23 protein-coding genes and 1 pseudogene are annotated in these 21,576 nt (G+C 70.0%); 15 read left to right on the top strand and 9 right to left on the bottom strand.

Translation table 11 applies throughout. From position 1 onward, the window contains the following. Positions 1–34 precede the first annotated feature (34 nt). A complete protein-coding gene (locus ACQPXB_RS19680; RefSeq protein ID WP_432854225.1) occupies positions 35–409 on the bottom strand; it encodes a hypothetical protein in 375 nt (124 codons plus the stop codon). Between the two features lie 449 nt (positions 410–858). Here ACQPXB_RS19680 and ACQPXB_RS19675 point away from each other — a divergent pair, with 449 nt between their 5' ends. From ACQPXB_RS19675 to pqqE, 9 genes are all read left to right on the top strand, one after another. Next, positions 859–2,253: a LytTR family transcriptional regulator DNA-binding domain-containing protein gene (locus tag ACQPXB_RS19675; protein WP_432854222.1), complete on the top strand. Its 1,395-nt coding sequence runs from the start codon at positions 859–861 to the stop codon at positions 2,251–2,253. Positions 2,254–2,285: 32 nt separating this feature from the next. Continuing rightward, positions 2,286–4,532 carry a catalase/peroxidase HPI gene (gene katG / locus ACQPXB_RS19670; protein ID WP_432854219.1) on the top strand — a complete coding sequence of 749 codons (2,247 nt, stop codon included), beginning with the start codon at positions 2,286–2,288 and terminating at the stop codon, positions 4,530–4,532. Positions 4,533–4,886: 354 nt separating this feature from the next. After that, the gene (locus ACQPXB_RS19665) at positions 4,887–5,348 is read left to right on the top strand and encodes an MSMEG_3727 family PQQ-associated protein (RefSeq protein ID WP_366581670.1); all 462 of its coding nucleotides are present in this window, start codon (positions 4,887–4,889) and stop codon (positions 5,346–5,348) included. Positions 5,349–5,361: 13 nt separating this feature from the next. Continuing rightward, positions 5,362–7,068: a PQQ-dependent dehydrogenase, methanol/ethanol family gene (locus ACQPXB_RS19660; protein ID WP_432854216.1), complete on the top strand. Its 1,707-nt coding sequence runs from the start codon at positions 5,362–5,364 to the stop codon at positions 7,066–7,068. A 44-nt stretch (positions 7,069–7,112) separates the two neighbouring features. Then, the gene (pqqA, locus tag ACQPXB_RS19655; RefSeq protein ID WP_220239625.1) at positions 7,113–7,208 is read left to right on the top strand and encodes a pyrroloquinoline quinone precursor peptide PqqA; all 96 of its coding nucleotides are present in this window, start codon (positions 7,113–7,115) and stop codon (positions 7,206–7,208) included. 72 nt (positions 7,209–7,280) lie between these two features. Then, a complete protein-coding gene (pqqB, locus tag ACQPXB_RS19650) occupies positions 7,281–8,168 on the top strand; it encodes a pyrroloquinoline quinone biosynthesis protein PqqB (protein WP_432854213.1) in 888 nt (295 codons plus the stop codon). Between the two features lie 3 nt (positions 8,169–8,171). Then, positions 8,172–8,888, top strand: coding sequence for a pyrroloquinoline-quinone synthase PqqC (pqqC, locus tag ACQPXB_RS19645; protein ID WP_386955288.1), 717 nt, complete (start codon positions 8,172–8,174; stop codon positions 8,886–8,888). A 5-nt stretch (positions 8,889–8,893) separates the two neighbouring features. Continuing rightward, the gene (pqqD, locus tag ACQPXB_RS19640; RefSeq protein WP_366581666.1) at positions 8,894–9,187 is read left to right on the top strand and encodes a pyrroloquinoline quinone biosynthesis peptide chaperone PqqD; all 294 of its coding nucleotides are present in this window, start codon (positions 8,894–8,896) and stop codon (positions 9,185–9,187) included. Next, positions 9,180–10,274, top strand: coding sequence for a pyrroloquinoline quinone biosynthesis protein PqqE (pqqE, locus tag ACQPXB_RS19635; RefSeq protein WP_366581665.1), 1,095 nt, complete (start codon positions 9,180–9,182; stop codon positions 10,272–10,274). The genes pqqD and pqqE overlap by 8 nt, the downstream gene beginning before the upstream one ends. Positions 10,275–10,277: 3 nt before the next feature. Here the strand turns inward: pqqE and ACQPXB_RS19630 are convergent, their stop codons facing one another. Continuing rightward, the gene (locus ACQPXB_RS19630; protein ID WP_366581664.1) at positions 10,278–11,348 is read right to left on the bottom strand and encodes a sodium:calcium antiporter; all 1,071 of its coding nucleotides are present in this window, start codon (positions 11,346–11,348) and stop codon (positions 10,278–10,280) included. Between the two features lie 241 nt (positions 11,349–11,589). Here ACQPXB_RS19630 and ACQPXB_RS19625 point away from each other — a divergent pair, with 241 nt between their 5' ends. Then, positions 11,590–12,345, top strand: coding sequence for a hypothetical protein (locus ACQPXB_RS19625; RefSeq protein WP_432854208.1), 756 nt, complete (start codon positions 11,590–11,592; stop codon positions 12,343–12,345). Here the strand turns inward: ACQPXB_RS19625 and ACQPXB_RS19620 are convergent. Beyond that, on the bottom strand, positions 12,342–13,727 hold the full coding sequence (locus tag ACQPXB_RS19620; RefSeq protein ID WP_432854205.1) for a cytochrome P450: 1,386 nt from the start codon (positions 13,725–13,727) through the stop codon (positions 12,342–12,344). The genes ACQPXB_RS19625 and ACQPXB_RS19620 overlap by 4 nt on opposite strands. A gap of 78 nt (positions 13,728–13,805) precedes the next feature. On the opposite strand from ACQPXB_RS19620, the gene ACQPXB_RS19615 reads away from it, so the two are divergent. Next, positions 13,806–14,378 carry a TetR/AcrR family transcriptional regulator gene (locus tag ACQPXB_RS19615; RefSeq protein WP_366581661.1) on the top strand — a complete coding sequence of 191 codons (573 nt, stop codon included), beginning with the start codon at positions 13,806–13,808 and terminating at the stop codon, positions 14,376–14,378. A gap of 134 nt (positions 14,379–14,512) precedes the next feature. Here ACQPXB_RS19615 and ACQPXB_RS19610 read toward each other — a convergent pair whose 3' ends face one another. From ACQPXB_RS19610 to ACQPXB_RS19595, 4 genes are all read right to left on the bottom strand, one after another. Beyond that, entirely contained in the window at positions 14,513–14,749 is a 237-nt protein-coding gene (locus ACQPXB_RS19610; protein WP_386955298.1) for a hypothetical protein, read from the bottom strand. Positions 14,750–15,038: 289 nt separating this feature from the next. Then, the gene (gene ctaD / locus ACQPXB_RS19605) at positions 15,039–16,754 is read right to left on the bottom strand and encodes an aa3-type cytochrome oxidase subunit I (protein ID WP_432854201.1); all 1,716 of its coding nucleotides are present in this window, start codon (positions 16,752–16,754) and stop codon (positions 15,039–15,041) included. Beyond that, on the bottom strand, positions 16,751–17,416 hold the full coding sequence (hemQ, locus tag ACQPXB_RS19600) for a hydrogen peroxide-dependent heme synthase (RefSeq protein ID WP_432854198.1): 666 nt from the start codon (positions 17,414–17,416) through the stop codon (positions 16,751–16,753). The genes ctaD and hemQ overlap by 4 nt, the downstream gene beginning before the upstream one ends. Continuing rightward, the gene (locus ACQPXB_RS19595) at positions 17,413–17,553 is read right to left on the bottom strand and encodes a hypothetical protein (RefSeq protein WP_386955306.1); all 141 of its coding nucleotides are present in this window, start codon (positions 17,551–17,553) and stop codon (positions 17,413–17,415) included. Before ACQPXB_RS19595 ends, hemQ begins: the two co-directional genes overlap by 4 nt. 211 nt (positions 17,554–17,764) lie before the next feature. Between ACQPXB_RS19595 and ACQPXB_RS19590 the strand changes: the two genes are divergently transcribed. Further along, a complete protein-coding gene (locus tag ACQPXB_RS19590; protein WP_432854195.1) occupies positions 17,765–18,055 on the top strand; it encodes an amphi-Trp domain-containing protein in 291 nt (96 codons plus the stop codon). Between the two features lie 192 nt (positions 18,056–18,247). Further along, positions 18,248–18,502 (top strand): hypothetical protein, encoded by a 255-nt coding sequence (locus ACQPXB_RS19585; protein WP_366581655.1) that lies wholly within the window; start codon positions 18,248–18,250, stop codon positions 18,500–18,502. A gap of 36 nt (positions 18,503–18,538) precedes the next feature. On the opposite strand, the gene ACQPXB_RS19580 is transcribed toward ACQPXB_RS19585, so the two are convergent. Next, entirely contained in the window at positions 18,539–19,477 is a 939-nt protein-coding gene (locus ACQPXB_RS19580) for an amidohydrolase family protein (protein WP_432854192.1), read from the bottom strand. Positions 19,478–19,539: 62 nt separating this feature from the next. Between ACQPXB_RS19580 and ACQPXB_RS19575 the strand changes: the two genes are divergently transcribed. Then, entirely contained in the window at positions 19,540–20,022 is a 483-nt protein-coding gene (locus ACQPXB_RS19575) for a MarR family winged helix-turn-helix transcriptional regulator (protein ID WP_432854189.1), read from the top strand. 40 nt (positions 20,023–20,062) lie between these two features. Next, positions 20,063–20,766: pseudogene (locus ACQPXB_RS19570) on the top strand (methyltransferase domain-containing protein). 1 nt (position 20,767) lies between these two features. Here ACQPXB_RS19570 and wzt read toward each other — a convergent pair. Continuing rightward, positions 20,768–21,511: a galactan export ABC transporter ATP-binding subunit Wzt/RfbE gene (gene wzt / locus ACQPXB_RS19565; protein ID WP_432854186.1), complete on the bottom strand. Its 744-nt coding sequence runs from the start codon at positions 21,509–21,511 to the stop codon at positions 20,768–20,770. Positions 21,512–21,576: the final 65 nt, after the last annotated feature.

Raw genomic sequence — 21,576 nt, 5'->3', positions numbered from 1 at the left:
GGGGGACGAAATACTCCAACCCACCGGAACCGCTCTATTCGCGGCGTTGCACGAATGTGATCCCGCGGGCCGCCCGGGCGCCCGCGGAACCCGTTGTGTCCGCCGTGGACACCGGCTTTCCGGCTGCACCGGTCCGGCCGGCGCCCCGCGACCGCGTGGCCTCGTCGGTGACCAGGTCGTCGACGAACAGGACACGGCCCCGGCTGGCCACGAGTGTGCGGTACCCGACCGGCGGCCGTCCGGACGGCGTGGAGGCGATCAGGTAGCGCAGCCCCTGCACATGTCCTTCGGTCACCAGTTCCTCGAACAGTTCGTCGGACAACGCGGGCGGCGGCAGCAGCAGGTCGTCGGTCACCCGCGGATCGTCGGCCGGTCCCAGCTCCCGGAACACCAGCTCGGCGTCGACCATCGACGTGCGGCTCCTCACTCTTCCAGCCCGCCGCCGGTGCCGGCACCTGGTCCACTTCCCCACCGGCCCGGTGGACCGGTCCCCGCGGAAGCAGTGACTTCGACCGGCAAAACCTAGATCCGTCAAATCCAGGATGTGCGCCATCCAGAAATTCCGGCCCACCCGCGAACTCGTCACGAACTCCACCGGACAGTCGAAAGGATTTTTCGCCGCACCGCAACCACATTCCCCTTCCCGCCCCCGGTCACGGGACGTGCGCGGCCCGGCAACCGTCCCTAGACTGGCGGTACCGGTCGGTGACACAACCTGGAACGAGTGACGACGCCACGGACGCGCGGGGCAGTGGCCGATCCGCTGCCGGCAAGACCAGGGCCCGGACGAACGGGAACCGGTACGGGCCGAGCGCTTGCCGTCGGACGTCGGTGATGGACCGGAGGTGGTTCCGCACGATGAACGATGCGCATCGGTTCGATCCGAAGGCGGCGGGTCCCGCCGGCGGCGCCGTGTTCGCGGCGTGGGAGCGGTTCGTGCAGGGCGAGGACCAGGTCCCCGGCGTCCGGCCGGTGGTGGCGATCTCCTGGCACCGGTGCCGGGAGCGGTACCGCGTCGATCCGCACCTGACCGAGGCCCCGGTCGCCGTCGCCGAACGCGGGCACAACCCCGAACACGATGCCGTCTTCGCCGAGCTGGGTTTCCGGGCCGCCTCCGTGGCCCACGAGATGGGGAGCATGCCCGGCGTCGTCAGTGTCACCGACGCGGCCGGGCGGATCCTCGGCGACTGGGGCGACCCGGGCACGCTCGCCCGAGCCGCCGACCTCAACCTCGCGCCCTGGTTCTGCTGGTCCGAATGCGCGGCGGGCACGAACGGCATGGGCACGGCGCTGGAGGCGCACGGCCCGGTGCTGATCAGCGGCGCGGAGCACTGGTGCCAGGCGTTCCACAACTGGGTCGGCGCGGGCATCGCGGTGCGCGACGTGGTGACCGGCGAGCCGATCGGGGGCCTGAACCTCTCGTGCTGGCGCAGCCAGCTCCCTCCGAGCGCCGGCGGGTGGCTGGCGAACGCGGTCGCCCAGACCCAGAGCGCCCTGAAGCGGCGCGCCCGCGACAGCGGCGCCGAGCTGGTCGCGGCCTACACCCAGGCCAGCGCCCGCTCCGGCACGCCGCTCGCCGCGGTCGACACCGCGGGCAAGGCCGTGATCGCGGACGACACGGCGAGCGTGCTGATGGGCGTCCCGGCGTCGACCCCGGCGATCGACTCCACGCTGCGCTGGAACCCCGGGCTCCCGGAACTGATCGCCGCCGCCCGGCACGCCACCAAGCAGGCGGCCCACAACCCTGACTGGGTCGGCTCGACGCAGATCTTCACCCACCTCTCCGACGAGCCGGCCGCGATCAGCATCCGGCCCGTGTTCTCCTCCGCTCGGCTGATCGGGCACCTGGTTTCGTTCGGGGTCTCCGACGGAGTGCCGCTGCCCCCGGCGGACGCGGGCGCGCGCCCGCGCGTGCGGCCTCGCCGGGTGGTCGGGATGCGGGACAGCCGGATGGTGCTGCTGCACCTGCCGGAAGTCTCCTTCGCCGAATCGGAGGGCAACGACGTGTGGCTGTCCACCGCGCAGGGCCGGTTGCGAGCCGCTTCGCCGAGCCTGGACAAGCTCGACACCGAACTGGCCGAGGCCGGCTTCCTGCGGGTACACCGCCGGTACGTGGTCAACCTCAGCCGCATCCGGGAGATCGAGCGCGGCCACAAGGGCGAGCTGCGGCTCGTCATGGACGACCGCGCGAACGAGATGGTGCCGGTCTCCCGCCGCAACGCTCCGGCCGTGCGCCGCGCGCTGGACCTCTGAGCACCACCCGCACCACCCGGAAGGATCCACCGGTGTCCGACAGTCCCGAAGCCGTTGCCGGCGAGCCGGCCGACCGCAGCGCGGGCGGCCTCGGTCTCCCCGGCGCGGCCGCGCGAAGCGGCCGCCCTGCCGCGCCCGCGGGCACCCGCGACTGGTGGCCGAACCGGCTCGATCTGAACGTCCTCCGGAAGAACCCCGCCGCGGCCGACCCCCTGGGACGGGACTTCGACTACGCCGCCGAGTTCCGGACCCTCGACCTCGACACCCTAACGAACGACATCGACGAGGTGCTCACGACCTCGCAGGCGTGGTGGCCCGCCGACTTCGGCCACTACGGCCCGCTCGTGATCCGCATGGTCTGGCACTGCGCCGGGACCTACCGCATCGACGACGGCCGCGGCGGCGCCGCGACGGGCATGCAGCGCTTCGCCCCGCAGAACAGCTGGCCGGACAACCGCAACCTCGACAAGGCGCGCCGGCTGCTCTGGCCGGTGAAGAAGAAGTACGGGCGCAAGATCTCCTGGGCCGACCTGATGGTCTTCGCCGGCAACCGCGCCCTGGAGACGATGGGCTTCACCACCTTCGGCTTCGCCGGCGGGCGGACGGACGTCTGGGAGTCCGACGACGACGTCTACTGGGGTCCCGAGCACGTCTGGCTGGGCGACGAGCGGCACGGCGGCGTCCGGGACCTGGAGACCCCGCTCGCCGCCGCGCAGATGGGTTTGATCTACGTCAACCCCGAGGGACCGCACACCGTCCCGGACCCGCTCACCGCGGCGCACGAGATCCGCGAGACGTTCCGGCGCATGGCGATGAACGACGAGGAGACCGTCGCGCTCATCGCCGGCGGGCACACGTTCGGCAAGACCCACGGTGCCGCCGAGCCCGACACCCACCTCGGCCCCGAACCCGAAGGCGCCGCCCTGGAGGAGCAGGGCCTCGGCTGGCGGAGCGGGTACGGCACCGGCAAGGGCGCGGACACCATCTCCAGCGGGCTCGAGGGCACGTGGACCCCCACTCCGACGAGGTGGGACAACAGCTTCTTCGAGACCCTGTTCGGCTACGAGTGGGACCTGGAGCTGAGCCCCGCCGGGCTGTGGCAGTGGATCCCGCGAGACGGCGGCGGCGCCGGAACCGTGCCCGATGCCCACGACCCGGCGAAAACGCACGCCCCGACCATCCTGACGACGGATCTGGCGCTGCGGACGGACCCGGTCTACGAACCGATCGCCCGGCGTTTCCGGGAAAACCCGGATCTGCTCGCGGACGCGTTCGCCCGGGCGTGGTTCAAGCTGACGCACGTCGACCTCGGCCCGGTGCAGCGCTACCTCGGACCGCTGGTCCCGCACGAAACCCTGCTCTGGCAGGACCCGATCCCCGCGGTGGACCACGAACTCGTCTCCGCGACGGACATCGCCGCGCTCAAGCGCGAGATCCTCGACTGCGGGCTGTCGATCTCCGACCTCGTTTCCACGGCGTGGGCGTCGGCCTCGACGTTCCGCGTCAGCGACAAGCGGGGTGGTGCGAACGGGGCGCGCCTGCGGCTCGAACCGCAGCGGAGCTGGCCGGTCAACGAGCCCGACCGGCTGGCGCGGGTGCTGAGCGCCCTGGAGGAGATCCAGAAGTCTTTTGCCGGCCGGCAGAACGGCGACAAGAAGATCTCGCTCGCCGACCTCATCGTGCTCGGCGGGGCCGCCGCAGTCGAGCGGGCCGCCGCGAACGCGGGCCACGACGTCGAAGTCCCCTTCACCCCGGGCCGCATGGACGCGACGCAGGAGTGGACCGACGTCGAGTCTTTCGCCGCGCTCGAACCGGCCGCCGACGGATTCCGCAACCACACGGCAAAAGGCGGCCGGGTTCCACCGGAACACCGGCTCGTCGACCGCGCGAACCTGCTCAGCCTGAACGTGCGGGAGATGACGGTTCTCGTGGGCGGTCTGCGAGTCCTCGGGGCGAACCACCGGCAGTCGCCGCTGGGCGTCTTCACCTCCCGCCCCGGGTCGCTGACCAACGATTTCTTCGTGAACCTCCTCGACCCCGGGGTGGAGTGGCGGCCGGGATCGGGTTCGCTCGCGGAAACCTTCGAGGGCCGCGACCGGACCACCGGCGAGCTCAAGTGGACAGCCGGTCGCGTCGACCTCGTTTTCGGTTCGAACTCCGAGCTGCGGGCACTCGCGGAGGTCTACGCGAGTGATGACGCGGAGGCGCACTTCGTGCGTGACTTCGTTGCGGCATGGGACAAAGTCATGAACCTCGACCGGTACGACCTCCGGCCGTGACCGGGCCGCACATTCGGCAGGGCGAATTTTTCACCGGCAGCCACGGGCGGGACCCAGGACGGGATTCCGGAGACCCAGACCTGGCTCAACGGAGCCGAATCGCGGGTGAACGGTCGCCGATTCGGGGTGAACGGCGCGCGCCGAGCCGGCCACCCCGCTCGCTTGTCCGCGTGTTTTCTCCGGCGTAGCGTGCCTGTCGAGGACCGATTTCGGATCGGACGTCGGATGACGCGGGGAAAAGTGATCGAAATCTGAAAAATTTCCGTGCGGAAATGCGCGTCGCCGCGCCCGAGCACCTTCGATGCGACCGATACGAAATCGGCATGAAGATCGGGATGAGGAAGGTGAAGGCCGATGACGACAGCGCCGGAGCGGACCGACTTGCTCAAAGAGCTCGGGCTGGACGTGCAGAACCACGCAACGCTGGGTCGCGTGCTGGGGACCGGGAAGATCGCACGGGCCAGCGAAGGAGCGGATGGCCGAATGAAGGCCACCATTCGCATCAACGAGGACGAGCTGATGTGGGATCCCTCCATTCTCGTGATGCCCCACGGCGGGGATATCGACCTGGAGCTCGTCAACGACGACAAGAACACCCACTGCGCGCTCCTGCCGAGCAATGGCGACCGGAAATTCATCTGGCTGGTGAACCATTCGCGCGGCCGGGCGACGCTCAACCTCGACGGCCCGGGCTACTACTGGTACAGCTCGCCCACCGGCAACGACGAGGGCCGCGGGCTGACCGGGGCCATCGTCGTCCTGGGCGACGCGCCACCGGAGGCGCGCCTGGACCGACCCGACCAGCCGCAGCCGTAGGGAGGAAGAGGACATGACGACCTCGGAAGACTACGTCGACGCCGGAGAGGCCATCGACCAGGGAAACCTGAGCTACAAGATCCCGGGCGGTGACAACGCTCCGCCCGTCACGGCCGGCGTGAACTACGAGCGCATTCTCAACGCCCGCAACGAACCGCACAACTGGCTGACCTACTACGGTGCCTACGACGGGCAGCGCTACAGCCCGCTGGACCAGATCAACACGGAGACCGTCAAGCGACTCGTCCCCGCCTGGGTGTTCCAGGCCGGCACGACCGGCCTGATCGCCGGCGCGTCGACCTACTCGTTCGAGGCCGCCCCGATCGTGGTCGACGGGATCATGTTCGTGACCGGCTGGGACGGCTGGATCTGGGCCCTGGACGCGAAAACGGGGGTGGAGATCTGGCGGTACAAGCACGCCGTGCCGTTCGACGTGTCGCTGTGCTGCGGGAACGTCAACCGCGGCTGCGCCGTGGCACAGGGCAAGGTCTTCTTCGTCACCGCCAACGCCCGTCTCCTCGCGCTCGACGCGACGACCGGGAAAATGGTGTGGGCCAAGACCTACGGCGACGTGCGGGCCGGTGAGAGTGCCACCGTCGCGCCGCTGATCGTGAAGAACATGGTCATCGTGGGCAGCTCCGGCGGCGAGTTCGGCGTGCGCGGTCACCTGGACGCGTTCGACCTCGAATCCGGCGAGCACCAGTGGCGCTGCTACATGGTGCCGAAGCCCGGCGAACCGGGCTCCGAGACCTGGCCCACCGACGGCGAGGCCTGGGCGCGCGGCGGCGCGAACTGCTGGGTCACCAGCACGTTCGACCCGGAGACGAACCTGCTCTACGTGGGCACCGGCAACCCGGCACCCGACTTCGACGGTGAGGTCCGGGAAGGCGACAACCTCTACACCGACAGCATCGTCGCCGTCGACGTCGACAGCGGGCAGATCCGCTGGCACCACCAGTGCACGCCGCACGATCTGTGGGACTACGACAGCATCGCCGAGTGCATCCTGTTCGAGAAGGACGGCCGCAAGCTCCTCGGGCACTTCGACAAGAACGGCTACTTCTACGTCCTCGACCGCACGAACGGCGACCTGATCCAGGTCACCCCGTTCGTGGACCGCATCACGTGGGGCGCGGTCACGCGGGACGGCCGGGTCACGGCCAAGCTGTACCCCGAGAAGGAGGGCGAACCGGTCCACTTCTACCCGGGTCCGGCCGGTGCCAAGGAGTGGACCCACGCGTCCTACAGCCCGAAGACCGAGCTCTTCTACGTGCCGGTGCAGGACACCGGGGCCACGGCCACCCGGCGCCGCCGGGAGTTCAAGGAGAGCATCCCCTATTGGGGCGCCGGGGTTCAGGTGGACGCCGACGACATGACCGGGTCGATCAGCGCGTTCGACGGCAACGGCGAGGAGAAGTGGCGCTGGCGCAACGAACTGCCGATGTGCGCCTCGACGCTGGCCACCGGCGGCGACCTGGTGTTCGCCGGCGAAGCCACCGGCGAGCTCAACGCGCTCGACGCGCGCTCCGGGGAGCTGCTCTGGCAGTTCCAGTGCGGAAGCGGCCACCACAGCAGCCCGACGACGTACTCGGTGGACGGACGGCAGTACATCGCCGTGCCCGTCGGCTGGGGCGGATGGGCCGAGGGGTTCCTCCCCGGCATGTTGGGTGCGGGACACGGAAGCGCCCTGTTCGTCTTCGCCCTTCCGGAATCCGCATGAGACACGGGAGAACCCGCCCCGATACGGGCAGAGGAGGTGAGTCCATGGAGTCTCGACTCGATGTGTGGGAGACGCCCGAGTTCGACGAGATCGGAGTCGCGCCCGAGGTGACCATGTACATCGCTCAGCTGGACGACTAGAGGACACGGGCGGCGCCGGGCTTCGGCCCGGCGCCCTCCGCTCGTTCGGACGACCACGGACGGAGTGCCGGGATGTGGCTGCGGGTGCTGGGCTCGGCTGCGGGAGGCGGTTCCCCGCAGTGGAACTGCGGCTGCCCGGTCTGCGCCGCCGTCCGGTCCGGGGCCGCACGCCCGCGTACCCAGTCCTCGGTCGCGGTGAGCGCCGACCGCCGATCCTGGTTCCTGATCAACGCCTCGCCCGACGTCCGCGGCCAGATCGAGGCGTTCCCCGGGCTGTGGCCGGACGAGGACCGGGTTTCGCCGCTGAAGGCGGTACTGCTCACCGACGCCGAGCTGGACCACACGCTGGGCTTGCTGTTGCTGCGCGAGGCCCGTGGTCTGCGGCTGTGCGCGACGCCTGCGGTGCACAAGACGTTGCGCGACGGCTCGGGGCTGCTCCGCACACTGGAGCTCTACTGCCCGGTCGAGTGGCGCGCGGTGGTCCCCGGGGCCGACGTGCCGCTGGCCGACGGGCTGTCCTGCCGCGCGTTCGACGTGCCCACCACCAAACGGGATCGCTTCGGCCCCGCGGCGGACCACGGCCGTGTGGTGGGCTACCGGCTGACCGACGAACGCGGCGGCGGCAGTCTGGTCTACCTGCCCGGGGTGCAGGCGCTGACCCCGGCGCTGCGGGCGGAGATCGCCGGCTGCGCGTGCCTGCTGATCGACGGGACCTGCTGGCGGGACGACGAACTGGTGCGGCTCGGCCTGGCCGGCAAGACGTCACGCGAGATGGGCCACCTGCCGATCGACGGCCCGGACGGCACGCTGGCGCAGCTCCCGTCGCTGGACATCGGGCGGGTGATCTTCGTGCACCTGAACAACACCAACCCCGTACTGCTGGAAGACACGGCCGAGCGGCGCCTGGTGGCGGCCGCCGGCATGGAGGTGGCCGTGGACGGACTCGAGGTCGAGGTGTAGGGCATGACAACGACAACCGGGAACTCAACCGGGACAGCAGCCGCGACGACCGACGAGTTCGTCGAGACGCTGCGCGCCCACTCCCGCCGCTACCACGACCAGCACCCGTTCCACGTCCGGATGAACGCCGGCCGGCTGAGCCGCGCGCAGATCCGGGGCTGGGTGGCCAACCGGTTCTACTACCAGGAGAACATCCCCCGCAAAGACGCGGCGATCCTCTCCAACTGCCCCGATCTCGAAGTCCGCCGCCGCTGGATCCGCCGGATCCTCGACCACGACGGCCGCCACGCCGGGGAAGGCGGCATCGAGGCGTGGCTGCGCCTCGGCGAGGCCGCCGGGCTCACCCGCGAAGAAGTCCTGGACCACCGGCACCTGGTCCCGGGGGTGCGGTTCGCGGTCGACGCCTACGTCACCTTCACCCGCACCCGCCCCTGGGTGGAGGCGGTCGCGTCGTCGCTCACCGAGCTGTTCGCCCCCGACCTGATGGCCGAGCGGCTCGCCGCGTTCGAGCGGTGGTACCCGTGGATCGCGCCCGAGGGCCTCGCCTACTTCCGCGCCCGCCTGGAGCAGGCTCCGCGCGACTGCGAGCACGCTCTCGAAGTGGTCACCGCGCACTGCCGGTCCGCCGAGTCCCAGGCCCGCGCCGTCGACGCCCTGTCGTTCAAGTGCGACGTCCTGTGGAGCCTGATGGACGCGATCGACCGAAGCCACCCGGAGTGAACGCCATGGACTCGACCACCCGCACCGAAATGTCCACATCGGACCGGCCACGACTGGCGCGCCACGTCCGGCTGGCGTTCAACCCGGCCCGGCAGCAGCACGTCCTGCAGCTCCCCGAGACCGTGGTGGTGCTCAACCGCACCGGCGCGGCCATCCTCCAGCTGTGCGACGGGCGGCGCACGGTGGCCGAGATCGTGGCCGAGCTGGGTGAGCGGTACGAGAGCGTCCCCGCCGACGAGGTGCGGCGGTTCCTGACCCGGCTCGTCGCCCGGCGCTGTGTGGAGCCGTCCGATGGATAACCCCTTCGGCCTGCTGGCCGAGCTCACCTACCGCTGCCCGCTGGCCTGCGCGTACTGCTCGAACCCGCTGAACCTCGCCGACTACACCGACGAACTGGCGACGGACGAGTGGCTGCGCGTGCTGGCCGAGGCCGCCGAGCTGGGAGTGCTGCAGTGCCACCTGTCCGGCGGGGAACCGTTGCTGCGCCGCGATCTGGTGGAGATCGTGGCGCGGGCCCACGAGCTCGGCCTCTACACCAACCTCGTGACGAGCGCCCTCGGGCTCTCGCGGCCGAGAGCGGAGCAGCTGCGGGCCGCCGGTCTGGACCACGTGCAGATCAGCGTCCAGGCCGACGAACCCGTCGTGTCCGACCGCATCGCCGGGACCCCGTCCTTCCGCCGCAAGATCGAGGCCATGGGCGTGGTCAAGGAGCTGGGGTGGCCGCTCACCGTGAACGTGGTGCTGCACCGGCAAAATATCGACCGGATCGCCGACGTGCTCGCGCTGGCCGAGCAGGTGGGCGCCGACCGGGTCGAGCTGGCCAACACCCAGTACTACGGCTGGGCGTTGCGCAACCGGGCCGCGCTGCTGCCGAGCCGCGAACAGCTCGACGCGGCCGAGGTCGTCGTGCGGGCCGCCCGCGAGCGGCTGCGGGACCGCATGGACGTGCTCTACGTCCTGCCCGACTACTACAGCCGCTACCCGAAGCCCTGCATGGGCGGCTGGGCGTCGCGGCAGCTGACCGTGACGCCGAACGGCGACGTCCTGCCGTGCCCGGCCGCCCAGTCCCTGCCGTTGCCGCGCGCGAACATCCGGGAGGATCCGCTGGGGCGGATCTGGGCCGAGGCCCCGGTGATGACCGCGTTCCGGGGCACGGACTGGATGCCGGATCCCTGCCGCAGCTGCGATCGGCGGGAGATCGACTTCGGTGGTTGCCGCTGCCAGGCGTTCCAGCTCACGGGCGACGCGGCCCGGACCGACCCGGTGTGCCACCTGTCACCCGACCACGACCTCGTGGCCCGGGTGGTCGAGACCGCGAACGCCGATGCGCGGACCGACCTTCCGGTGGTCCCCCGTCCGCACCGCGCCGGCCGTTCGCGCGTGTGACGCTCAATCCGCTTCGACCGGTGCGCCGCCGAACACGGCGAAGCTGACGGCCCAGTAGGCGATGTAGAGCGCGAGCAGCACGAACCCGTGCCAGCGCTTGAGCTGTCGGGTGGAGAGGAAGTACGCCGCGAGCGCGGTCATCCCGACGAGGACCGGGAGGTGCCAGGACAGCACATTGCCGTCGACGACGATGCTGCCGCCGGCGAGCAGGACGATGCCGAGCTTCGCGGTGACGCCGAAGACGACGCTGCCGATGACGTTGCCGACCCCGAGTTCGGGCGCGCCTTTGCGGGTGGGTTCGACGGTCAGGAAGATGTCTTCGAGCGTGAGCACGAGGGTCGCGATCGTCGCGCCGAAGAGGGCACCCTGGATGTGGTAGTCCTCCAGGATGCCCTTGGTGCCGTAACTGGTGATGGCGGCGCCGGCGACCAAGCCCGCCAGCGCGACCACGGCCAGCGTGATCGCGGCCCAGCCGGGGAGCGGGCGTTCTTTGGTGAACGGCACCGTCACGACGAACGGGGGCTTGTCGGTGGGCACGTCGGCGGGGTCGCGCGGAGCCGAGGTCGCGTCGGCGCTTCCGCCGGAGCCCGCCCCGACTTCCAGCTTCTCGAGGATCTCGGCGTTGCGGAAGACCGGCGTGCTCCGCTTGAGCTCCCGGGTGGCCACGTAGCCGATGAAGAGCACGAACAGCAGCACGAGCACCACGCCGTAGATCGGCGTGAGGGGCGCGAAGACCAGGAAGGGAATCAGCACCAGCGGCGCGACGGCGAACAGCGCGAGGTACGGGCGCGGAATGTTCACCTTCGTCGGCGAAATGATCGCGGCGAGGGCGAGCACGATTCCGATCATCGAGATGGCCGTGCCGAATACGGTGCCGAGCGCGACGTCACCCAGATCTTCGACGTTCAGCGCCACGCCGAGCGCGACGTCGTCGAATTCGATCCCGGTGAAGACGATCGCGAGCAGGAACAACGAGATGTGCAGGCCGGCCGCGGCGCCGACGAGGTAGGTGATCAGCTTTTCCGCGCTGTAGATCAGCAACGCCGCACCGGCGACGAAGATCAGGATCGACATGGTACCGGCATTCCTTTCCGAGAGGGCCGAAAAGGTCAGTGCTCGGGTAGACCGGCAGCCGGTCAGTTCCCCAGGCATCGATCGTCGCAGGTCGCCGTCGATTCGGCTACATTCAATCGACCCTGTGAAATTGTGGAGAACAATGCGCCCGTTCGGCGGTGGAATTCGCCGGTTTCGCGGTGTCGGCCGCAATGCCGGTGGCGCAGCCGGGACACGCGTTCGCGGGTGGCAGGATGCGGGCATGCGAGTGACGCGCTACGACGCGGCCCAGGAGGTCCGGCGAGGGCGGGTGGACACGAACACCGTCGCGCGCCTGGACGAGGTCGGCGGGTTCGCCGAGGTGCTCGACGTGCTCGGCCAGTTACGCGGTGAAGACGCGACCGCGCGGGTGCTGTGCACGCTCGACGACGTTGACCAGTGCCTGTACACGAGCCTGCACGCGACCGAGGACGAACGGCTCTGGTTCGACGACGGCGAAGACGAGGATCCGGCCGTGCGGCGAAAGGTGGACGACGCACGGGCGGCGCACGTCGCCGCGGCTCTCGAGGCGTCGCGGGTTGCGTGGGAGGAGCTGCCGGGGCAGCGCATGGGCGGTGAGGTCGACGTCGCGGCGCTGGTGGCGGTGAACCGGGCGCCGGACGGGTTCCTGGACGACGTCGTGCTCGTGCAGCGGGTGCCCGTGGCGCGCGACGACCTGGCCATCGCGGGAATCCCGAACGGCTACTTCACCTCCGACTGGAGCGTGTTCCAGAACCACGCGATCGTCCGGCGGATGGCGGCGCACGGCTACCGCCACTTCGGGATCGGGGCCTCGCTGCTCGGGTTCGACCGCGCGGTCGCGCCCTCGCCCGAGGAGGCCACCGCGGTCGTCGCCGACCTGACGCACCTTTACGGCGCGCCCGGCGTGGCCGCGTGGGACGAGCTCGCCGGGCTGCTGCCGGAGCGGCGCCTGCTGCTGCTCGGCTACACGGAGAACTTCCCCGACCTGGTCGGCTAGCTCGTCCGGACCGCCGCGCGCGCCCGGGCCCGCGGGTGCACCGTGAAGCCGCTCGGCTTGAGCGTGAGGGACTCCGCGATCTTCAGCTCATAGGCCGGATCGGCCTCGAAGTCGTAGCGCTGCACCACCATGCCGAGCGCCAGCACCGCTTCGTGCAGCGCGAACTGCCGACCGATGCACGCGCGTTCCCCCGTGCCGAACGGTTTGTACGCCTGCGCCGGGCGTTTCTTCACGGCCGCGGGCTCGAAGCGGTCCGGGTCGAACTTCTCGGGGTCGGGCCCCCACACCGCCGGGTCGCGGTGGACCAGCGGCAGCGGCACGATCACCCAGTCGCCCTTGCGCATCCGGTACTTCCCGCCGAGCAGCACGTCTTCGCGGGCCTCGCGCGAGTAGCCGGGCGCGGTCGGCCAGAGCCGCATGGCCTCGTCGAGCACGCGGCGCACGTAACGCAGCTTCGCGACGTCGCCGAACCCCGGGTCGCGATCGCCCCACACCGCGTCGACCTCGGCACGCGCCTTGGCGAGGACCTCGGGGTTGCGGGTGAGGTAGTACAGCGCGAACGACAGCGCGCCGGACGTCGTCTCGTGGCCCGCGACGACGAACGTGATGGCCTGGTTGCGGATGTTCACCGGGTCGAGGCGCTCGCCCGTCATCGGGTGGCCCTCGGTGAGCATGAGGCCGAGCAGGTCGCGGCTCTCGCCCCCTTCGCGGCGGCGGGCCTCGATGACCTCGTCGACGAGGTTGTTCATCGTCGCGATGTCCGCCTTGTTCTGGGCGGGCGACCCGGCGAACGCGCGCCGCACGAACGGGAGCTTCACGTTCTGCAGCTGCGCGAACCGCAGCGCACGGAGCATCGCCGTGACGAAGGGGTGCGGCTCGGCGCGCTCGAACGAGCCGAACCGGTAGCCGAAGCCGGCGCGCCCGATCGTCTCGAGGGTCAGGCGGGTCATGTCGGCGGCGACGTCGACCGGGCCGCTCGCGCGGTCCCACGCGTCCGTGAGCTCGTGCGCGACCTCCAGCATCACCGGGTGGTAGCGGCGCATCGCGTCGGCCGAGAACGCCGGCTGCAGGATGTCGTGGGCCAGCCGCCAGTTCGGTTCGTGCGTGTGGGCGGTGAACAGCCCGTCGCCCGCCACCGCGCGCAGGTTCTCGATGCCGAGGCCGACGTGCTTGCCGAACTTGGTCTCGTCGTTGAGCTGCGTGACCACGTCGACGCCGCCGGCGAAGACGATCTCGAACCCGAAGATCTTGCGCGTGAAGACGGGCCCGACCTGCTGCCCGACGCGCAGGGTGTCCTGCAGCGGCGTGCGCGGGTTCGACCCGAGCAGGTCGCCGATCACCGGCAGCCGGCCCGGCCGGTGCGGAATCCCGGTGGTGTCCACGTTCGCTCCCCTATTGAACCCAGATCCAATAACGTCACGATCCCCCGCTACTGAACCCGTGTCAAGTAAGCTCGCGTGATGCGGACACGGCTGAGCACGCAGCAGCGGCGCGAGCAGCTCCTGGGCATCGGCGCCGGGCTGTTCGCGAACCGGCCGTACGACGACGTCTGGATCGAAGAGGTCGCCGAGATCGCGCACGTCTCACGCGGCCTGCTGTACCACTACTTCCCCACGAAAAAGGACTTCTTCGCGGAGATCGTCCGCCGCCAGCGCGACCAGCTGCTGGCCATGAGCGAGCCCGACCCGGCCCTGCCGGTGACCGACCAGCTCAGCGCCGGGCTCGACGTGTACCTGGAGTTCGCCCGCACCCACCCCGACGGCTACCGCATCGTCCACCGCTCCGCCGGCGACGCCGACCGCGAGATCCGGGAAATCCGCGAAGCCGGCATGGCCGCCAACACCGAACGCATCCTGACCGCGATCGCCCTGCTCCGCCCGATCACCGACGCGACCCGGCTCGCGGTACGCGGCTGGCTCGCCTTCGTGTCCACCCTGATCCTCGACTGGCTCGACCAGCCGAAGGTCACCCACGAGGAACTCCGCGACATCTGCGTGCGAACCCTGTTCGCGGCGGTCGACGTCACGGTGTGACCGGCGGGTCAGTCCACAGTGGCGGGGGCCCGGTCACCGAGCGGACCGGCTGTTCGCGGTGCAGCACGTCCGCTCGGATCCCGGCGAAGGGCTCCTCGCTGTCGTGCACGGAACGCGGCGTGCGGAGGGTCGGACTATCCGCGCGTAGTGGCATCGCCGACCACCATTTCGAAGAGGCGTAAGCACGCCTCTTCCTCACTTTCGAAGCACTGCTCGCCTATCCGCTTTCCCCGTTCGGCATAAGACACACACCACCTCGACCCCCGCCGTTCCATGACGTACTGCTCGTCCGCGTAACCATCGTTGATCGAGTAGGAATTCTGCGCGACGCCTTCTTCGGCCAAGGCCCGCACAAGTTCGTCGCGGTTCACCGTCCTTGCCTACCAGTGCTCGGCAGTGAGTGGGTGACGTGGTCCTCCCACGCCTGCAGCGCCTCGGCCGGTGCGGAGGCGCGGGAGGCCGGCAAGGCCCTCGTCCGCGATGCGCAGGGCGGCCCATTCGGCCGCGTCGCCGGCGTCGGCGAGGATCGGTTCCTTGATCCGCCGATGGCACTCGTCGACGAGCGAGGGCGGGCGGGGTGATGCGGTCGAAACTCCGGGATTCCCGGATTCCACGATCGACATCGTAACGGGATTCGTCGACAGTCGGCAGAAACCCGGGTCAGATCTCCTTCTGGTGGCCGGTCAGCGTGATGTGACCTTCGGCCCGGATCCGCTCGATCATGTGCGGGTAGTGGAGCTCGAAAGCCGGACGCTCGGACCGGATCCGCGGCAGCTCGGTGAAGTTGTGCCGCGGCGGCGGGCACGACGTGGCCCATTCGAGGGAGTTGCCGTAGCCCCAGGGGTCGTCGACCGTGACAACCTCGCCGTAGCGGTAGCTCTTGAACACGTTCCACAGGAACGGCAGCATCGAGGCGCCGAGGATGTAGGCGCTGATCGTCGAAACGGTGTTGAGCACGGTGAAGCCGTCCGTGGACAGGTAGTCGGCGTAGCGGCGGGGCATGCCTTCGGCGCCGAGCCAGTGCTGCACCAGGAACGTGCCGTGGAAGCCGATGAACGTGGTCCAGAAGTGCCACTTGCCGAGCTTCTCGTCCATCATCCGGCCGGTGAACTTGGGGAACCAGAAGTAGATCCCGGCGAACGTCGCGAACACGATCGTGCCGTAGAGCACGTAGTGGAAGTGCGCCACCACGAAATACGTGTCGGACACGTGGAAGTCGATCGGCGGCGCCGCCAGCATCACGCCGGTGAGGCCGCCGAAGAGGAACGTGACGATGAAGCCCATCGAGAAGATCATCGGCGTCTCGAACGAAAGCTGGCCCTTCCACATCGTGCCGATCCAGTTGAAGAACTTCACGCCCGTGGGCACGGCGATCAGGAACGTCATGAACGAGAAGAACGGCAGCAGCACCGCACCCGTGGCGTACATGTGGTGCGCCCACACCGCGGCCGAGAGCGCCGAGATGGCGATGGTCGCGAAGACCAGGCCACGGTAGCCGAAAATCGGTTTCCGGCTGAACACCGGGAAGATCTCCGACACGATCCCGAAGAACGGCAGCGCGACGATGTACACCTCGGGATGACCGAAGAACCAGAACAGGTGCTGCCACAGGATCACCCCGCCGTTGGCCGGGTCGAAGACATGCGCGCCCAGGTGCCGGTCGGCCAGCAGCCCCAGCAACGCGGAGGTGAGGATGGGGAACGCGACGAGGATCAGGATGCTCGTGATGAGGATGTTCCAGGTGAAGATCGGCATCCGGAACATCGTCATCCCGGGCGCGCGCAGGCAGATCACCGTGGTGACCATGTTGACCGCGCCCAGGATCGTGCCCAGGCCGCCCACCACCAGCCCGGAGATCCACAGATCGGCACCGACGCCCGGCGAGTGGATCGCGTCCGACAGCGGCGTGTACGCGAACCAGCCGAAGTCGGCCGCGCCGCCGGGGGTCAGGAATCCGGAAAGGACGATCAGGCTCCCGAAAAGGAAAAGCCAGTAGGAGAACGCATTCAGCCGGGGGAACGCGACATCGGGGGAACCGATCTGCAGCGGCAGCACGAAGTTCGCGAATCCGAACACGACCGGGGTCGCGTACAGCAGCAACATCACCGTGCCGTGCATGGTGAACAGCTGGTTGTACTGCTCCTGCGACAGGAACTGCAGCCCCGGCCGCGCGAGCTCGGAGCGCATCAGCATCGCCATCGCGCCGCCGATGAGGAAAAACGCCATCGACGTGACGAGGTACATGATGCCGAGCTGCTTGTGGTCCGTCGTGCGCAGCAGCCGGACGACCAGCGAACCGCGGGGCGCGTCCCGGCGCGGATGAGCGCGGACCGCCACGGGAACCGGGGTCACGCGCGCGGGTGAATCAGTGCTCAAGACAGGCTCCTGACCAGATCGTGGACCGACACGCGCTGCCCGGTGAAGAACGGCGTGTCGAGCCGGACGTGCATGCGCGCCTCGGTCGCGCGGAACTCGCGCATCAGATCGACGATCCGGTCGAGGCGATCCGCCTCCAGCGCGAGGATCCACTCGTAGTCGCCGAGACCGAAGGCGGCGAGGGTGTTCGACAGGACGTCGGGGTAGTCGTGCGCCGCGGCGCCGTGGTCGGCGAGCATCCGGCGCCGTTCCGCCGCGGGCAGCAGGTACCACTCGTACGAGCGCACGAACGGGTACACACAAGCGAACCGCGCCGGCGCCTTCCACTCCAAGTAGGCCGGCAGGTGGCCGGGGTTGAACTCCGCGTCGCGGTGCAGCCCGGCCGAGCTCCACACCGGCCGGGACGCGGCGCCCCACGTGGTCCGGCGCAGCGCGAGATAGGCCTCCTGGAGGGCCTCGGGTGACGCGGCGTGCCACCAGATCATCCAGTCGGCGTCCGCGCGCATCCCGGTGAGCAGGTAAACCCCGCGGACGGTGGCGCCGCCGGCGAGCGCCTGCTCCACCTCCTGCGCGACCGCTGCCTGGTCGCGCCCCGATGCCGCCGGGCCGGCCGCGAAGACCGACCACATCGTGTAGGCCTGCTGGGCTTCGCGGCCGGTCATCGCGGCAGGACGGTGAACGCGACCGTCAACACGAAGACCAGCGCCCCCATCACCACCAGCGCCAAGGCGAACGGCCGCGGGCCGACGCCGGGCGGCCCGGCCACCTCGCGGCTCGGCTCCGGAATGCACTCGTCCATCACCACTCCTTTACGCACGCCTGACCGCCCGGATGGATAGTACGCTGATAATTAGTGCACTAATCAACGGAGCGAGACGTACCTCACGACGCTTTTTCGCCACTGAGCGTGAGGGGACGACCGCGGTGCGCCTTCATGCGTGGCAGGTGATGCGCGAGCGACGGGCGGCTGGTGCTGTTCGCGGCAACGGCAGCGAGCGAAGGAGCCAGCCATGTCCGACGTCGAGGTCAAGCGCGAGGAGAAGCTTTCGCGCGAGGACGCCGCCGAGCGGCTCGCCGCGCTCGCCGCCGCGCTGGCGGCCGGGGGCAAGGTGGAGCTCGCGCTCGGCGCCAGCACCGTGAAGGTGAATGTGCCCGACGAGGTGGAAATCGAGGTGGAGATCGAGATCGACGGCCGTGAGGTGGAGCTGGAAGTGGAGCTGAAGTGGTCGACCGGGAAACCGGCCCGCGCGGTGGCCACGCGGCGCACCGGCCGGCGATCCGCCGCCGCGGCCGCGAAATGACGCCGCCCGCGAAATGACTCCGGCGCCTGCGCGACACCGGTGCCGGTGGCGGGCAGCCGTACCCGCCCGATACCGGCCAGCCGGTACGGACGTTACCGGCTGGCCGGTATCGACGTATTCCCGGCAGCACCGGGCCCGCAACGGCCGCTGGCGGCAATGTGCACGGGCGGCGCCGCTGCGACGCTGGGTTTCATGAAATTCACTGAGCGGTCCGCCGGGCGCTCCGAACCCGAGGACCTCACCACGGTGACCGGGCACACCGGCACGTCGTACCTCTGCCCGGACCTGTCCGCGGTCGACCAGCACATCACCTTGCTCTACCAGGAAATCGAGCGCACTCCGCCGGCGAGCCGGCGCGAGGTCGAGCAGGCCGTGTGGGCCGACATCGACCTCCTGCTCGACCGTCGCAAGTGGCTCGAGGTGACCACCCTCACCGCCGCGGGCTGACCTGACCGGCGGACCCGCCTCCGTCGTCCCGCCGGATCAGCAGGCCAGGCGCGGGAAGAGAACCTCCGCGTTGCCGCGGTCGATCGCGTCGCCCTCGCCCTCCGCGAAGCGCGGGTACTGCTCCAGGTACCGGTTGTAGTACGCGCCGGCCTGTTCCGGCGCGAACGGCCAGTCGCTGCCGTAGAGGACGTGCCCCGGTTCGGCGAACTCCAGCAGCGCGGGCAGCGCGCTCGGGCTGGCCGAGAGGGCCGTGTCGAAGTAGAAGCGCTTGAGCTCGCGGATCACGTCGTCGGCGTCGCGTGTGGTGTCCACGACGGTCGACGTCAGCCCGGAGAACCGGTAGGCCGCGTACGGCAGGAACCCGCCGCCGTGAGAGAGGATCACGCGGACGTCCGGGAAGCGCCCGAGCGTGCCCGTGAGCACCAGGTCGAGCGCGGCTCGCGTGGTGTCGAAGACGTAGTCCGCCAACGGCGCCGGTGTGCCGGCCAGCAGCGGCATCGGCGGCTGTGCCGGGTGGACGAAGACGACGGCGCGCCGCCGGTCCAGTTCTTCCCACAGTGGCGCGAAACCGGGGTCGCCGAGGTAGCAACCCTCCACATTGGACATCAGGATGACGCCGTCGGCGCGCAGCGTGTCCAGGGCGTGGACGGCCTCCGCGACGGCCCCGTCGACGTCGGGCAGCGGGACGCCGGCGAAGTGACCGAAGCAGTCCGGCCGGTCCTTGACGAGCTCGGCGCAGTACTCGTTCACCGCGCGCGACAGCGTGCGCGCCTCGGCGTCGTCACCGAAGTGCGTGCCGGGCGCCGTGACGGACAGCACGCCTGTGGCGATGCCCTGGCGGTCCATCATCGCGACGGCGTCGCCGGCGCTCCAGCCGGGGATCGCCCAGCCGCCGGAGTCGAGACCGCGTTCGGCGAGCGCCTCGGCCCAGAGCGGCGGGACGACGTGCTGGTGGACGTCGATGCGGGCGGTCATGGCTGTCACCTCTGTTAGCTCTGTTAGCTTGCTAAGTATATTTATTTAGTAAGCTAACAACCATGACGCCGAAGGACAAGCGTGTGATCGACGACGTGGAGGCCCTGGCCCAGGCCGCCGACCGGCTGTTCTACGCCATGCGCCGCTCCCGCACGGCCATCGGCGACCGCGCCGCCGGCGGCCTGTCGATGGCCCAGCTCGCCCTGCTCGACCCCCTGGCCGACGCCGCCAACACCGCCGGGCTGCCCGTCAGCCGCCTCGCGGCGGGCGCCGAGGTCAGCGTCCCCACCGCGACCCGCATGCTCCAGCAGCTCGAGGCGAAGGGCCTGATCACCCGCCACCGAGCCCCGGACGACGAGCGGAAGGTCCTCATCCGCCTCACCGCCGACGGCGCGAACCGCCTCCTGGCCCTGCGCACCGAGCTGCGCGCCCGGCAGTTCGAGGCGCTGTCGCGGTATTCGCCACGGGAGCGGCGCGAACTGACCGCTCAGCTGCAGGGACTGGCCGACGTCATCGGCGGGAGCCTGGCCGGCCCGCCGCGTTAGGTCGGTTGGGTGACGATCACGAGCTGGGTTGGATGGGCGCATGCCTGCGCACGTCACCAACGACTACGACGGTTTCGCCGAGGCTTACACGGCCGAGAACGAGACCAACCTCATCAACGCCTACTACGCGCGGCCCGCGATCCTGGACCTGGCCGGGGACGTGGCCGGCCGGCGGATCCTCGACGCGGGCTGCGGGGCCGGCCCCGTCTCCGCCGCGCTGCGCGAACGCGGCGCCGAGGTGAGGGGCTTCGACGCCAGCGCCAAGATGGTCGAACTCGCGCGGCAGCGGCTCGGCGCCTCAGCGGACCTGCGGTCGGCGACCTGAGCCGGCCCCTGCCGTATCCCGACGCGGAGTTCGACGACGCCGTCGTGTCGCTGGTGCTGCACTACCTCAAGGACTGGTCCGCTCCCCTGGCCGAGCTGCGGCGCGTCCTGAAACCCGGCGGCCGCCTGATCCTGGCCGTCAACCACCCGATCATCTTCAAGCTGCTCCACCCCGAGTCGAGCTACTTCGGGCTCACCGAGTGGTCGGAGGAGTACGACTTCGCCGGGAAGAAGGCCACGCTCACGTACTGGCACCGGCCCCTGCATGCCATGACCGACGCCTTCACCGCCGCCGGCTTCCGCACGGCCGTGATCAGCGAGCCGTACCCGGCGCCCGGCGCGCGCGAGCGGTTCCCCGAGGAATTCGGGGACCGGCACGCGTTCCTCTGTTTCCTGTTCTTCGTCCTCGAGGCCTGTTGACTCACGCGCCGCGTGTCTTGTATTCGGCGAGAACTTCGTCGAGCGAGCCGTGCGCGCGGATGCGGCCCTCGTCCAGCCAGAGGGCGGTGGTGCACAGCTCGCGCAGCAGGTCGTCGGCGTGGGACGCGAACACCAGCGCGCCGGACCGGCGGGCGAGGTCGACGAGGCGGCCGCGGGCTTTTTCCAGGAACGCCGCGTCGATGGCACCGAGGCCCTCGTCGAGGATGAGGATCTCGGGGTCGATGGTGGTCACCACGCCGAGCGCGAGCCGGACACGCATGCCGGCGGAGTAGGTGCGCAGCGGCAGGTGGAGGTAGTCGCCGAGCTCGGTGAACTCCGCGATGTCGTCGAGCCGGCGCTCCATCTGCCGGCGGCTCATGCCGAGGAAGAGGCCGCGGATCAGGATGTTCTCGCGGCCGGAGACCTCGGGATCCAGGCCCACCCCGAGGTCGAACACCGGCGCGATCCGCCCGACGACACGTGTGCTGCCGCGGGTCGGCTCGTAGATGCCCGAGAGCAATCGCAGGAGCGTCGACTTGCCGGCGCCGTTGTGCCCCACCAGGCCGACGCGGTCACCGTCGCCCAGGGACAGCGTGATGTCCCGCAGCGCCTCGATGACCGGGACGTTCGCAGCGGTGGCGATCTTGCCGCCGACCTTGCCGAGCACCTGCTTCTTCAGCGAGCGCGTCTTGGCGTCGAAGATCGGGAAGTCGACGGAGGCACCCGTCACCTCGATGCTCACCATGCCGCCGCACCTCCTCGTCTCGAATGCGAATGGAAGTTATCATTCTCATCCGGGCGCCGGCCGGG

It is taken from the genome of Amycolatopsis sp. CA-161197 (assembly GCF_050942255.1).
GTDB lineage: Bacteria > Actinomycetota > Actinomycetes > Mycobacteriales > Pseudonocardiaceae > Amycolatopsis.
The sequence above is the reverse complement of the archived record's forward strand: the minus strand, read 5'-3'. Positions and strand labels throughout refer to the sequence as shown.